This window comes from Lyngbya aestuarii BL J (assembly GCF_000478195.2).
Lineage (GTDB): Bacteria > Cyanobacteriota > Cyanobacteriia > Cyanobacteriales > Microcoleaceae > Capilliphycus > Capilliphycus aestuarii.
In genome coordinates this window covers 1-14,149 of the sequence record NZ_AUZM01000113.1, presented here as the reverse complement: position 1 = coordinate 14,149, position 14,149 = coordinate 1, and the positions used below count along the sequence as shown (strand labels likewise).

Sequence of the window (14,149 nt, the reverse complement as noted above, 5' to 3'; positions counted from 1 at the left end):
AGATTGGCATCCGGGCCATATATTGCCCAACAGGTTCGTCAAAGCTTAACTGAACAATCCCAACAAGGGGAAATTATTCGCAATTTAGTTAATCATCAACTTGATAATATTACGGCCCAAATCGTTAGTCAAGCGGCAAATGAGGGTGATGAACTCTGTCAAAACGCCATCAAATTAGCAGGATGGGCGATTGGGGTGGGAATTGGTAATACGGCAAATTTAATCAATCCTCAACGGTTTATTTTGGGCGGTGGTGTGACAAAAGCGGGGGATTTATTTTGGCATCAAGTTCGGCAAATTTCTCGTCAAACCGCCTTACCTGAAGTTGATTTTGAAATCGTTCCCGCCCAACTCGGAGATGAAGCCCCGCTTTGGGGTGCCGTTGCATTAGCAGAAACAGCCTTAGAAAATTAACCGATACAAAACTTGATTAATTGTGATAATTTAAAGCAATTGTAAATTTAATGAAATTATTCCAGAAATTATAATTTTATCTAGAAAAATAATAGGAATTCGGCATTTGTACGGTTGTAGCCACTTGAATAAATCGTTTATTATGGAAGTAGACAGCTCGACGCCGAGTTGAGGTTCAAACCAGAAAAAGGAGAAACCATGCTGCTGTCACACCTATCGATCAAAAGTTCATCCTCGTCACAAAAGAAAAAAGCGGAAGCTGTGAGGAAGCTAGAACCCTATATTTGCCCTCAGTCTGAAGAAAAGCCTCATTCTGAGACCAGCAAATCCTCTGATAAAGAATAAATGAATTAAATTATGATCACTTGAATCTGGCTTAATGCTATCACGGGTGTACTACTATTGAGGGAGTTTAGCATGAATGAAACCAATAGACAACTTAAGTTCTCAATTCAACTTTAGAGAAGCAAACCCTCAAGATATAGGAGAAATTATTGGCATTCATAACTCTCATGTTAGAGAACTAAATGCCTTAAATTCTCATGGTTTTCTTTTGGCGGCAACCACCGAACAAGAAATTATAGAGAAAATCAATCATCAAACTCAATATTTTGTTGCGGTTCATCAGGACTTAGAAAAAAACAATAAAGTTCTCGGATTTTTAGCTTTATCCAAACCCAAAATTAGCCCAGAGTTTTTAAGTCAAATAATTTGGAAAGATGATTCTTGCCAGAATAAGATTCTGAGTGATCAACATCTTTATATTAACATCGTTGCAACTCATCCCGAACACATGAGTAAAGGAGTTGCTCAATTTTTGTATAAGTCTCTCTATAAAACCTTTCCAAATGCTTTCTTTTCAACCTTTATTGTTTCTCAACCCATCTCCAATAGTCGTTCAATTCTATTCCATGAAAAGCAAGGATTTTACTGGGTAGGAACCCTGAAACGTGAATCCTTCCTCGAGTTTAAAAATTACGAAAGTGTGTTAATGGTGAAAGAAATCTAAATATTTGAGGGAAATACAAAGCCCTGAAAAACCCTTGTTACTCTAGAATTATTAATCGTATAAAATGATTTATATAGAGAAAAATATATTCTCATAAATAAATATGGCGCAACGCGGGCGGGAACAGGGAACAGCGCTTGCCTTGCGGCCCGGCGGTTTCCGGCGAGACTTAGTTTGCAATCTTAGGGATCAGGGAATAGGGGATTGAAAAACCCTTTAAATCAAGGTTTTAGGTTTCTGGGTTCTCGAAGGTTTGTTAACATACCAGCGCGAACTGCTATATTATCGATGATAGAGTATACAGAGTATTGATGGCACGGTTAAACTATGGAAATCTGAACGATAATTTTATGGAACTTGGAAGGATTAGAAATTGATGGTTTATTGAAGCATGGTTGTGATTGGTTACAGGACTATTTTAATAATCCTAATGTTAATTTGAATCGAGAAAGTCGCCGTATCTGTGATAGTTCTATGTCCTTGTAGGGGAGAGGTTTGGAGAGGGGTTTAATTATCGTTCTTAATAAAAAAACAACCCAATTAAATTGAGTTGCTTTAAATGAGTAACAAAACTCGCGTATTGAGTGATTAAGCGCTGAACGACTTACATCATACCCATGCCGCCCATGCCGCCCATGCCGCCCATACCCATGCCGCCCATACCCATGCCGCCCATGCCGCCCATGCCGCCCATGCCGCCCATGCCATCCATGTCGGGGGCTGCGGGTTTCTTCTCGGGTTTCTCAACAACTAAAGCTTCAGTGGTTAAGACCATTCCGGCAATTGAACCTGCATTTTGCAGCGCTGAACGAACAACTTTCGCCGGATCAATAATCCCTGCTTTGATCAAGTCTTCACATTCCCCCGTCAGAGCATTGTAACCCATGTGAAAATCGGTTTCCCGAACCTTTTCAACGATTACCGCTCCTTCTGCTCCGGCATTATTAGCAATTTGACAGAGCGGAGCTTCTAAAGCTTTGGCAACGATTTTACCGCCAATCTTTTCTTCTCCGACCAGTTCATCGAGAATTTGGTCAACTTTTTTCGCTAAATGAATCAGAGTTGTACCGCCACCGGGAACAATTCCTTCTTCAACTGCGGCTTTCGTGGCGTTGAGAGCGTCTTCAATTCGCAGTTTACGAGATTTTAATTCGGTTTCTGTCGCCGCCCCAACTTTAATGACTGCAACACCGCCTGAAAGTTTAGCAATTCGTTCTTGCAGTTTATTGAGATCATACTCTAAATCAGTTTCAGCCCGTTGTCGTCGTAGTTGAGCAATGCGGGCTTCAACGTCGGCTGTATTACCAGAGGCGACAATGATGATCTTGTCTTTTTCAACGGTAATTTTGTCGGCTGTTCCTAGCATTTCTAGGGTAACGAGATCCAAACTTAAACCGACTTCTTCAGAGATCACTTGACCATTGGTGAGAATGGCGATGTCTTGCAGCATGGCTTTTCGGCGTTCGCCAAACCCTGGGGCTTTGACTGCAACTGCATTTAAAACACCTCTGGCCTTGTTAACAACCAGAGTCGCCAGAGCTTCTCCTTCGACATCTTCTGCAATAATTAGCAGAGGCTGACCTTCCCGTGCTATTTTTTCGAGGACTGTGACTAAATCCTGAATAGCACTAATTTTCTTATCAACAATCAGAATACGAGCATTTTCATACTCGGCGATCATCCGTTCATTGTCGGTGACAAAATAGGGCGATAGATAACCGCGATCAAATTGCATCCCTTCAACAACATCGAGTTCGGTTGTCAAAGATTTGGATTCTTCAACCGTGATTACACCGTCTTTGGTGACTTTATCCATCGCTTGGGCTATCATCTGACCAATTTCTGGATCGTTTCCGGCTGAGACTGTCGCCACTTGCGCGATTGCATCTCCTTCTACGGGTTTTGCCACCGCTTCGATTTCGGCCACTAAACGGTTGATGGTTTTTTCAATCCCTCGACGTAGGGATACAGGGTTAGCCCCTGCTGCAACGTTTTTTAAGCCTTCCGCAATCATTGCTTGAGTTAAAATCGCTGCCGTGGTGGTTCCATCTCCGGCGACATCGTTGGTTTGAGAGGCGACTTCTTGAATGAGTCTAGCGCCCGTGTTTTCCAGGGGATCGAAGATTTCAACTTCTTTGATGACAGTAATCCCATCATTTACAATATCGGGCGAACCAAATTTCTTCTCTAATAATACATTTCTACCTTTCGGGCCGAGGGTAACACGCACTGCATCTGTGATGGCGTTGATACCCTGTTCGAGCGCCCGTCTTGACTCTTCATTAAACGCAACAATTTTTGCCATGTAACGACCGTTAGCTCTCCACTTAGTCAATTTAGCACTCTTAGGTGGTGAGTGCTAGTTCGTGGAAACCGTACAAGAGGAGGGAGTAGGGGGGTGGGGTGCAGGGGGAGGTTGGGAGATAGAACATCTTGGTTGCCTATTGTCTCGACCTCCTACCTATATTGCCACATGAGCTCTTGCCTTTCTAGGCCATAACCATGCCACCATCAACATTAAACACCTGACCTGTGATGTAGGCAGCAGCCGGATCTGCGGCTAAAAATCTGACCATTCCGGCAACTTCTTGGGGTTGACCGTACCGACCGAGGGGAATAAATTTTAGAATGTCTTCGGTATTTTTGAGATCTTTGGTCATGTCAGTTTCAATAAAACCGGGGGCGACGGCGTTGACCGTAATACCCCGACTGGCGAGTTCTTTGGCAACGGTTTTGGTAAACCCAATCACACCGGCTTTGGCTGCACTATAATTAGCTTGTCCAGGATTTCCCATCTGACCTGCGACAGATGCAATATTAATAATTCGACCGGATCGCTTTTTCAGCATAATTTTACTGACGGCACGAGTGCAGAGAAAGACACCTGTCAGGTTGAGGTCGATCACCGCTTGCCATTCTTCGGGTTTCATCCGCAAAAGTAGGGTATCACGGGTAATACCTGCGTTGTTTACTAATATGTCAACTCGACCCCATTTTTCCATCACGGTGTTGATCAGGCTATCGACTTGATCGGCTTGGGAAACATCGGCACCGATCGCGACTGCTTGTCCTCCCGAGTGCGTAATTTCGTTAACCAATTCGTCAGCAGCCTGAGAAGAACTGGCATAGTTAACAACAATGTTAGCCCCTTGGCTGGCTAAAGCGATCGCGATCGCCCGACCAATTCCCCGTGATGCGCCTGTAACAATTGCAACTTGTTCTTTGAGATGTTGTTGGGTTTCGGGTAAAACGTCCATTGAGATTTCCTCAGCAATTTTTCAACGCTTAAACTTTCCATCCTAGAGGTTAACAGCTTTTGGGACTTCTATAAAATCAAACTTTCTTCATAAACTGTAATTTCTATTTAGATTTAATTGACAGTTAATCGAGTGAAACAGGATTTTAAATCAAGTTTGAGCTAATTCAATCAATTGTTAATTCTTAATGAAGGCTACTTTCACAATCAAAGTTTGAAGATAAAACTAACCCGTAAAGACTGTTAACTCTGATCAGGTCAGATTATAATACAAACATCAAGTTAGAGGGAGTTTCTCTCCATGTCAGTCAAAAAGACGTTTAGCAGCTTCAAAGAACTTCTAGAGGGTTCGGATCTTCCGGTTTTAGTTGATTTCTATGCGACTTGGTGTGGCCCTTGTCACATGATGGCTCCGATTTTAGAGGAAGTGAATCAGCAAATGAGTCAACAAATCCACATTGTGAAAATTGACACGGATAAATATCCACAGATTGCATCTCAATACGGAATTGAAGCTTTACCGACTTTAGTCTTGTTTAAAAAGGGTCAACCGATTGAGCGGATCGAGGGAGTTGTCCGAGCGCCGGAACTGATTCAACGGCTGTACGGTGCGCTCTAAATTTGTTTCTATGTTACGCAAATCTAGAGAAGGATGGGAATTTAATAATGAGGCTGCTTTGGAGAGTTTTGTCTGGAAAAACTTATCGAGTTTACTCGGATTAAAACCTCTGAAGCAGCAATATAGAGTGCAAGGAGAAGTCTGCGATATTCTGGCAATAGATTCCTGTAAGCGATTAGTCATACTAGAACTAAAGAATGTAGAAGATCGCTATATTGTTCAGCAGCTTACTCGATATTATGACAATCTTTTAGAAGAACGACCGCTCAGTTCTCAAATTGATTATACTCGGCCCATCCGTTTAATTGCGATCGCACCCTGTTTTCACGAATATAGTTTTATCGATCTCAAATATCATACTCTTGATTTGGAGCTTTTACGGTTTCGGATTACTCAAGTAGAAAGCCGGATTTATTTTGCTTTTAACGCCCTTCGGGGAGCGACGATTTCAAAAGTAATAATTCCCCGTCCCGAAAAATATATTATTAATCCTGAAAATGCTCCGAATGCTAAAATTTTACCCCGCCCGCCAAAAGCACTGCTAAATATAATTGAAAAGGATAGTGTAGAAAAACAAAATATTGTTTTAGATCTTCGAGAAAAAATTCTCAGATTTGATGAACGGATGGCGGAAAATAGCACGGAAGCAACGATTAGATATGGTAAAAGAAAAGGTAAAACTCAGCTTTATCGTGCTTATCATACCCGTTGTGTTGAGTTTCATCGAGATCAATATTCGGTTTCAGTTGATCAAAATTTAGACGATCCAGATATCGTTGTACATACACAAACCACCGATCTTTGGGGCGAACCTTTGGATAAGCCTCGGTATTCCTATTCTAAAAAAATAGTTAAAATCGAACTGTTTCTCTATCTTCCTTTTCCTCACGATGAAACAAATCAAAGAATTATCAAAGTTTTAGTTAGAACAAATGACTGGAAAACCGTCTCTGGGATAGTGCTTCCCTCCCGCTATAAAGAACCTTGGAAAGCCGGAACGTATTATCCTTTTGAACAGTATCTCAATCTTTATCGTAAAATGACCGGAAAATTAGCGGAGTCCAATTCATTACAAATATTGATTGATCTGGCGTTAGATGAATGGAAAGCTAGAAATTAAGGTGTAATTCAGAGAGAGTGGAAAAATAATGCTAACGAAGAATGAGGGAATCTGGAAATTTAACAGTGAAGCCGACTTAGAAACATTTGTCTGGGATAATTTAAAGAATTTGTTCAATTTACAACCTTTGAAACGACAATTCTCAATTCGAGGAGAATTTTGTGATATTTTAGCGATTACAGAAAATAAAACATTAGTCATTATCGAGCTAAAAAATACTGAAGATCGATATATTGTGCAGCAATTAACTCGTTACTACGAGCGGATTTTGTCGGAGAAACCTTTTCAAGCTGATATCGACTATACACAATCAATTCAACTGTTAGCGCTCGCTCCGAGTTTTCATCGACATAATTTAATTGATCGCAAATATAACCAGCTAAAAATAGATTTTTTGTGGTTTGATATCCGCGAAATAACTAATTATATCTCTTTTGATTTGAAAAATTCGAGTCAAGAATTAATAACTTCTCTAAAAATTATGGATTTAGCTAACTATAAAGTTTCTCAATCTCCAATGCAAGTGAGTTTAAGGAAACTCCCTAAAATCCCGAAAGCACTTGATCGGATGCTAGAGTCTCAAACTACAGAAGTTCAAAACATTATTCTCAAACTGCGAGAAAGAATTATAAATTTTGATGATTTCATGGGAGAAAAGAGTACAAGCGTTACCCTAACTTATGGTAAAATCAAAAAAGATGGTCAACTTTGTAAACCGACCCATTTACTCTGCGGTGGATTTTACCAATCCAATAAAGATAGAAATCTAGAGCTGTTTCTTTATCTTCCCTATTACAACGTAAAAAATGCAAAACTAAGCATTCTGACAGAAGATTGGAAAACGGCATTAAAAGTAAGAATTCCCAGTCGTTATTCATCGGGCGGAAAATGTGATGATCTTGATATTATGTACTACTTAAAATGGTATGAAAAAATGACTGAAAAATCAGTTCAATCTAATTCAATAGAGATTTTAGTTGATTTAGCTTTAGAAGAATGGAAAGCTAGATGTCACAATAAATGATAAGATCGATAGCATCCCGAACAGTTACGATCAAGGATGAATACACCGAGTCATGCAATTTTAAATCTGGCTCTTTTGAGTCAAGCCCATAATTCTCAAGCTTATTTAATGATTGTAATGGGTGGAATTTTACCGGATATTCCGATTTTTTTATTTTATGGTTGGGCGAAGTTTATTGCTAAAATTCCCGCATCAAAAATTTGGTCAGAGGCTTATTATCAACCCAATATGCAAAATATTGTAGCAACTTTTCATTCGATTCCTCTGGCGATGTTTGGATGGGGAATTGCTTATTTTTATAACTGGGAAAGTCTACAAATTCTATGCTTGAGTTTAATTTTACATTCTTTGTTTGATTTACCTGTTCACCATGATGATGCTCATCGACATTTTTTTCCGGTGAGTAATTATCGGTTTATCAGCCCCATTTCTTACTGGGATATCAACCATTATGGTCGAGTCGTTGCATTTGTAGAAATGGTCGGTGTTTTGTTTGCAACGGTTTGGGTATTTCCGTTACTTGATTCAGTGATTGGAAAAGGTTTGATGTTATGGGTTAATGGGTTCTATGGATGGGGTTATTTTTATTTTTATCTTCGCTCTCAATGGAGTAAACAAGCGCCCCCTCTAAAGCTGAATTCGCGGAGCATGAGGGGGCGATAGATCCAAACTAATATCTATTGAATCTTAGGGAGATGAATTTTTGCTGAGAACGAGTTTTAGGGGTTTATGGGGCTTGCCAAATTCGTTGATGGTATTGCTGCGGATCAGCATAGGGGTCAACCGCCTCATGAGCATGACCGTGATCGTGACTATGATCATGGTGAGCGTGAGCGTGAGCGTGATGATCATGAGAGTGTGAGTCGCCAGAAACTGCTGCTAACCGGAACTTACAGGCTTCACAGTTCATCTGAACTTGACCGAGTTGGGTTTCAATTTCGCGATCGCGTAATAGTTGCAACAGTTCGGGTTGAATGCCCATTTCCGGCAAACAGGTCATGCTAATCTCAGGATATTGTTCTTGCTGTTGGGCGGTGATGTCAAAAATTTTCTTGACTAACACGCCAGTAAACAAGAAATAAGGCAAGACAATAATCCGTTTGGGCTGATATAAACGGGCGCGACGGAAACCTTCTTCTAGACGGGGATGAGTAATGCCAATAAAACAGGTTTCGACTGTCTGATAACCGCTTCCTTCCCAGACCATGCGAGCGAGTTTGTAGACATCGCTATTGGCATCTGGATCGGAAGAACCTCGTCCGACAAAGAGTATAACCGTTTCAGAACGAGGAATATCAGGGCGATCAAGTTCTGCTAAACGAGTTTTCCACAACTCAAAAATCAGGGGACTGATCCCGAAATGACGCCCGTAATGAAATTTCAGTTGCGGATAGATTTCGCGGGCGCGATCAAGTTCGTTCGTAATATCAAATTTGTTGTGGCGGGCTGCAAACAATAGCAACGGTAATGCAGAGAGATCGGTGTAGCCTTGTTTAATGCAGCGTTCAACGCCTTCTTGAATCGTTGGGCCGGTCAGTTCTAGAAAACAGGGAACAACGGGGCGAGAATGGTCAAGAGCTTGATAGGCTTCAGCAAAATCAAGGAACGTTTGACGGCCTTCTGTATCGCGAGTCCCATGTCCGATCAGCAACAAAGGACGTTGCAACGGTAGAGGCGGAAGGCTGAGGTTGAAATTTTCGGTTTGATGAATAAGCATTTAAGCCCCTTTCCTGTGCTTGGCAGGATGTAGAGTGGTGCGTAACCAGCTGGCCTTCTGGCTTGTCAATTTGCTTGTGAATGACTTACAGTTGCCGCACAGCCCCGGACTTTCACCGGAGTTTCCCAACAGGTTACAGTTTAACGAGTAGTCACTTTATAGCATAGCAAGTTCAGTTCATTTTGCTAAAAATGTCACGAATCAACATAATTGACCAACGGTCACAGCAGCGCGACAATTTGGAGCAACTGGTGTTGAGCGAAGCCCACGCGCGCAGAGTACCCGTTGGGTGGAGTAATCTGTGACTCAATCAATGGACAAATTTAATCGGATCTGTTGCTCTAGCAATTAAAAATTTGTCCCCTTGTCTGTTGATGAAAGTGATCGCGATTAGTTGTCCATTTTGTTAGTTGGGTTTCCAAGCGGTTTCAAATCAATTTTCCTCAATCTTTCCCACAAAGCTGGCAGGATTGCTAACATAACGATAAAATCCTGTGTGATAACGTGAACTCTAATCTTGCTGTTTCTGATTTTGCTATGAACGACATAACGAATGATGCACAAGAAGTGTTACCCCGTGAGGTTAGGGTTAACCAACTTCGTAATTTGATAGAAACCTTGCATATTGCTGATGAAATTGCAAGTAAGGGTTACTTGATCAGTAGTTCGGAATTGGCTGATCTGATGGATGTCAATGCTAGTGCTGTCACCAGTCGCGGTGATAACTGGGCTTGGCGGAATTGGGAAGTTTCCAGAGTTCGCCGTGAGGGAAATCAAATCCTTTGGCAATTGGAACGGGTAGACTAAATGTTTGAGCCTGTATTGAGTCTCTAAATTTTTGATCGATCTATGCTCAGTCTCAGAGTAGGAAATAGGGTTCAGACTAGACATTGAACCTTTTCTCTGCTTTTCTTGTTTTGGGGATGGCGATCGCTGTGAATTGTTTGGGTTTGTCTTTATGATCAATTTTCTGATATTTTACCCCAAAGTTACATCTAAAAACATCATCACTACAAAACCAACCATAACACCGAGAGTTGCTTCTTTTTCCTGTCCGAGACTGTGAGATTCGGGGATAATTTCATCACTAATCACAAACAGCATTGCACCTGCCGCAAAAGCCATCGCCCAAGGTAAAAGAGGTTGAGCAACTGAAACCACTCCCGCCCCAATTAACCCGCCCACAGGTTCGACTAATCCGGTTAATAGAGCAATACTAAATGCAGTCAAACGGGAGTATTTTTCAGTCAATAAAGCAATGGCTACGACAAATCCTTCGGGGATATTTTGTAGACCAATCCCAATCGCTAAGGCGGTACCATTGGCAATATATTCACCTCCAACCCCCCCCCCAACCGCCAATCCTTCGGGAAAGTTATGGATAGCGATCGCAATTACAAACAGCCAAATTCGTTTTAAATTCTGATAATTTCCTTCGGGGCCTTTAATAAAATGTTCGTGAGGAAAATATTGATGACTGTACAATAAAAATGCCCCCCCAAGTAATATTCCGGCGACGACAATTAAAGCCGACAAAGTATTACTATTGGTTTGTTGGGTGGCGGATTCTAGACTAGGAACAATTAAGGAAAATGAGGTTGCGGCTAACATTACACCCGCCCCAAACCCTAACATTATCCCTTGAATTCGTTGACTAATCTGACTTACAATTAACACCGGAATTGCACCCACACCCGTTCCCATTCCCGCAATAAAACTTCCGATTAATCCTAAATAAACTGTGGGAATATCTTTGATAAAATCAAGCATAGAAGTATTAAAATTTAGGACAGGATCAACTACACTCTTGCACTCTAGGGGCTTGATCACCTTCTCTGCTGAATTTCCCCTTAACCTCGAACTATGATAACGGATCTGGGTTAAAAGTATTGGCGAAAAACAGTTTTTAGTTCAAATTAAAATACGATAGACTCAATTGACACTATATTCACACTGTATCAGGATCAACGCCCAACTCTCGTAATCTAGCGGCTAATCTTTGATTGCGTTGTTGTTCGGCAACATTTTGTTGACGTTCTATTTCGAGTTGCTGTTCGCTTGCTTCCCGTTGTTGCTTTTCGGTTTCGGCTGATTCTTCGGGGGTAGGAACTAATTCAGCTTCAGGAGTAAAAAATCTCAATTTCTGTTCATAAACACCGAGAAAGAGTTGTAATTGTTCACTCCAAAGCCACCCCTGTTCGTTGGGTTGAATCTCTTGATATTGTCCTCGGAGTAACTCAAATCCTTTAAATTCTAAAGTATTTGGATCAAACCAAAAATAGTCGGGTGTGCGGAAAATCTCTTGATAAATTTTTTTCTTCTCTGTTCGATCAACCTTGGCGGTTGAATTCGATAACAGTTCAATAATAACGTGAGGATATTTACCGTCTTCTTCCCAAACGACCCAACTTTTCCGGGGTTTGCGTTCGGTATCGAGTACCACAAAAAAATCAGGCCCTCTAAAATATTCAGATTTTTTCTGATTCGGGCTATAATAAATGGTGAGATTTCCGGCTGCAAAATAGTCTTTTTTGTCTTTCCACAGCCAATCCAAACATTTCATCAACAGCAATAATTGTTGCAGATGTAAATAGCTTTCCAAGGGTAGCTCCTGACTTTCTAAATTCCCAGGGGGATACTCAATTTCTTCAAACTCTGGTGAGGGACGGAGCAAGTCTTCAGCAATGGTCATAATATTAACTCGATCAACGATAACCTACCCTCAATTTTATATTGTATCTTTATAATTTGTAGGGGCGCTCTTGAAAAGCGCCCTTGTGAAGCAAAGAAACCCAGTTGTGAATAAATTACCGGGTTTCTATAGACTAACTTAACTCACGGGAGAAGGTTGTTTACTGAAAAATAATTCTCGAATTTGTTCAGAAATTTGAGAACTGGTTAACCCTAAATCTGCTTTCGCCTCATCCGGTTTCGCATGATCAACTAACTGATCAGGAACTCCGAACCGCTTCAACGGAACCAAAATATTATTATCCATTAACGCCTCAGCTACAGCCGAACCAAAACCCCCTATGACACAGCCTTCTTCTAAAGTCGCGACTTTGCCAATTCGTTGGGCTAAAGGTAGGATTAACTCAGTATCTAAAGGTTTAACAAACCGGGCATTAATAACCGTTGATTCTATGCCATGTTCGCTCAAGATTTCTGCAACTTGCATTGCCGAATAAACCATTGAACCATATCCCAACAGCAACAAATCATCACCACTGCGAAGAATTTCTCCTTTACCAATAGGTAACGGTTCCCAACCTTCTTCCATTAACGGAACACCATAACCCGAACCGCGCGGATAACGCATGGAGATCGGCCCTTCGGTATGGTTAATTCCGGTGACAACCATTTGCTGCAATTCTGCCTCATCTTTTGGTGCCATCATCACCATATTAGGTAAGCAACGAAGATAGGCAATATCGTACATTCCTTGGTGAGTCGGGCCATCTGCACCGACAATTCCCGCCCGATCTAAACAGAAGAAAACAGGCAGTTTTTGGATGCAAACATCGTGAATAATTTGATCGTATGCCCGTTGTAAAAAGGTCGAATAAATGACTGTAACCGGACGCATTCCTTCACAGGCTAAACCGGCTGCTAAGGTAACAGCGTGTTGTTCTGCAATGCCAACATCAATGTATTGTTTGGGGAGTTTGGCTTGGAGTTTATCCAAACCCGTTCCGGTTGCCATTGCTGCGGTAATTCCTAATATTTTAGGATTATTTTCTGCAAGTTTAACCAAGGTATGGGCAAACACTTTGGAGTAACTCGGAGGTTTAGGTTTGCTAGAAGGAACCGCTTTTCCAGAAGCGAGGTTAAAGGGAGACTGGGCGTGATAGCCGACTTGATCTTTTTCGGCGATCGCATAGCCTTTTCCTTTGGTGGTGGAAACATGAACCATCACCGGGCCAATGATACTGTGGGCTTGTTTAAAGGTTTCGATCAATTCCTCTAAGTTATGACCATCAACCGGGCCAAGGTAGGTAAAGCCGAGTTCTTCGATCACCGCCCCGACTTTGGGAACAGCTAAACGTTTCATTCCTTCTTTGAGACGTTCCATTTCTGGGGTAAAGGTTTCGCCAACAAAGGGAATCTGTTTAAACTGTTCTCGCAGGTTGTCTTTGAGGAACTGAACAGGCGGGCTGAGGCGCATTTTGTTGAGATAACGAGGAATGGCGCCAACGTTAGGCGAGATCGACATCTCATTATCGTTGAGGATCACCAAAAACTTGGTGTGAGGCATATGTCCAGCGTGATTGATCGCTTCGAGGGCCATGCCTCCGGTTAAAGCCCCATCTCCGATAATCGCCGCAACTTTGAAGTCTTCACCGCGCGCGTCCCGTGCTAACGCCATTCCTAAAGCGGCTGAGATGCTGGTGGAGGCGTGTCCGGCTCCAAAATGGTCAAATTTGCTTTCACAGCGTTTGAGGTAGCCTGCAACGCCGTTTTTTTGTCGCAACGTGTGGAAGTTGTTGTAGCGACCTGTGATAATTTTGTGGGGATAGGCTTGGTGGCCTACATCCCAGACGACTTTATCTCGATCTAAGTCCAGAGTTTGGTAGAGGGCGAGAGTGAGTTCTACGACTCCTAAACCTGGGCCTAAATGTCCGCCTGTTGCGGCGACTGTTTCTAAGTGTTTTTCACGAATTTGTCGGGCAATTTCTTGCAATTCGTGAATCGATAAACCATGTAGCTGATTCGGATGAGTAATTTCACTCAAATGCATACGTCTAAATACCCGCGCTAGCCATTACTTAAGGTAACGTGTAAAAAGCAAATATGGATCGGTTTACTTACCGTCCAAGTTAATGCACAGATGTCATGGTAGCAGGGGAAAGGGATCTGCGATCAAGTTGATTGTAATTTGTTATCGATCAGATCCGTCTCAGAACTCAGGTTTTCGGGGGTCAAACAGGGTAAATTCCGGCTTTTTGCGAGGGAATTTTGGGTGAGCGAGTGCTGTGGTAATTGCGATCAG

At 41.9% G+C, this 14,149-nt stretch carries 13 protein-coding genes and 1 riboswitch; of the genes, 7 read left to right on the top strand and 6 right to left on the bottom strand.

Going from position 1 to position 14,149, the window contains the following annotated elements; all coding sequences use genetic code 11:
* Positions 1–414: ROK family protein (locus M595_RS25800; protein ID WP_040484690.1), on the top strand; the 414-nt coding region annotated here is incomplete at its 5' end.
* A gap of 421 nt (positions 415–835) precedes the next feature.
* Positions 836–1,423: a GNAT family N-acetyltransferase gene (locus M595_RS25795; protein WP_023069514.1), complete on the top strand. Its 588-nt coding sequence runs from the start codon at positions 836–838 to the stop codon at positions 1,421–1,423.
* A 604-nt stretch (positions 1,424–2,027) separates the two neighbouring features.
* On the opposite strand, the gene groL is transcribed toward M595_RS25795, so the two are convergent.
* Together groL and fabG are read right to left on the bottom strand one after the other, a co-directional pair.
* Positions 2,028–3,728, bottom strand: coding sequence for a chaperonin GroEL (gene groL, locus M595_RS25790; RefSeq protein WP_023069515.1), 1,701 nt, complete (start codon positions 3,726–3,728; stop codon positions 2,028–2,030).
* Positions 3,729–3,912: 184 nt separating this feature from the next.
* The gene (fabG, locus tag M595_RS25785; RefSeq protein ID WP_023069516.1) at positions 3,913–4,680 is read right to left on the bottom strand and encodes a 3-oxoacyl-[acyl-carrier-protein] reductase; all 768 of its coding nucleotides are present in this window, start codon (positions 4,678–4,680) and stop codon (positions 3,913–3,915) included.
* A 300-nt stretch (positions 4,681–4,980) separates the two neighbouring features.
* Here fabG and trxA point away from each other — a divergent pair, with 300 nt between their 5' ends.
* Genes trxA through M595_RS25765 form a run of 4 tightly spaced genes read left to right on the top strand, consistent with a single transcriptional unit; the run spans position 4,981 to position 8,105 of the window.
* Positions 4,981–5,298, top strand: coding sequence for a thioredoxin (gene trxA, locus M595_RS25780; RefSeq protein WP_023069511.1), 318 nt, complete (start codon positions 4,981–4,983; stop codon positions 5,296–5,298).
* Positions 5,299–5,308: 10 nt separating this feature from the next.
* Positions 5,309–6,418: an endonuclease NucS domain-containing protein gene (locus tag M595_RS25775; RefSeq protein ID WP_023069519.1), complete on the top strand. Its 1,110-nt coding sequence runs from the start codon at positions 5,309–5,311 to the stop codon at positions 6,416–6,418.
* Positions 6,419–6,446: 28 nt separating this feature from the next.
* Positions 6,447–7,442 carry an endonuclease NucS domain-containing protein gene (locus M595_RS25770; RefSeq protein ID WP_023069517.1) on the top strand — a complete coding sequence of 332 codons (996 nt, stop codon included), beginning with the start codon at positions 6,447–6,449 and terminating at the stop codon, positions 7,440–7,442.
* A 36-nt stretch (positions 7,443–7,478) separates the two neighbouring features.
* A complete protein-coding gene (locus M595_RS25765) occupies positions 7,479–8,105 on the top strand; it encodes a hypothetical protein (protein ID WP_023069522.1) in 627 nt (208 codons plus the stop codon).
* Positions 8,106–8,169: 64 nt separating this feature from the next.
* Here the strand turns inward: M595_RS25765 and M595_RS25760 are convergent, their stop codons facing one another.
* On the bottom strand, positions 8,170–9,159 hold the full coding sequence (locus M595_RS25760) for a sirohydrochlorin chelatase (protein ID WP_023069512.1): 990 nt from the start codon (positions 9,157–9,159) through the stop codon (positions 8,170–8,172).
* 42 nt (positions 9,160–9,201) lie between these two features.
* A riboswitch (adenosylcobalamin-variant (AdoCbl-variant) riboswitch) is annotated at positions 9,202–9,301 on the bottom strand.
* 395 nt (positions 9,302–9,696) lie between these two features.
* Here M595_RS25760 and M595_RS25755 point away from each other — a divergent pair.
* On the top strand, positions 9,697–9,966 hold the full coding sequence (locus tag M595_RS25755) for a hypothetical protein (protein WP_039896876.1): 270 nt from the start codon (positions 9,697–9,699) through the stop codon (positions 9,964–9,966).
* A 171-nt stretch (positions 9,967–10,137) separates the two neighbouring features.
* On the opposite strand, the gene M595_RS25750 is transcribed toward M595_RS25755, so the two are convergent.
* From M595_RS25750 to dxs, 3 genes are all read right to left on the bottom strand, one after another.
* Entirely contained in the window at positions 10,138–10,929 is a 792-nt protein-coding gene (locus M595_RS25750) for a ZIP family metal transporter (RefSeq protein ID WP_023069518.1), read from the bottom strand.
* Positions 10,930–11,107: 178 nt separating this feature from the next.
* On the bottom strand, positions 11,108–11,851 hold the full coding sequence (locus M595_RS25745; protein WP_023069510.1) for a Uma2 family endonuclease: 744 nt from the start codon (positions 11,849–11,851) through the stop codon (positions 11,108–11,110).
* Positions 11,852–11,989: 138 nt separating this feature from the next.
* The gene (gene dxs, locus M595_RS25740) at positions 11,990–13,897 is read right to left on the bottom strand and encodes a 1-deoxy-D-xylulose-5-phosphate synthase (protein WP_023069520.1); all 1,908 of its coding nucleotides are present in this window, start codon (positions 13,895–13,897) and stop codon (positions 11,990–11,992) included.
* Positions 13,898–14,149 lie beyond the last annotated feature (252 nt).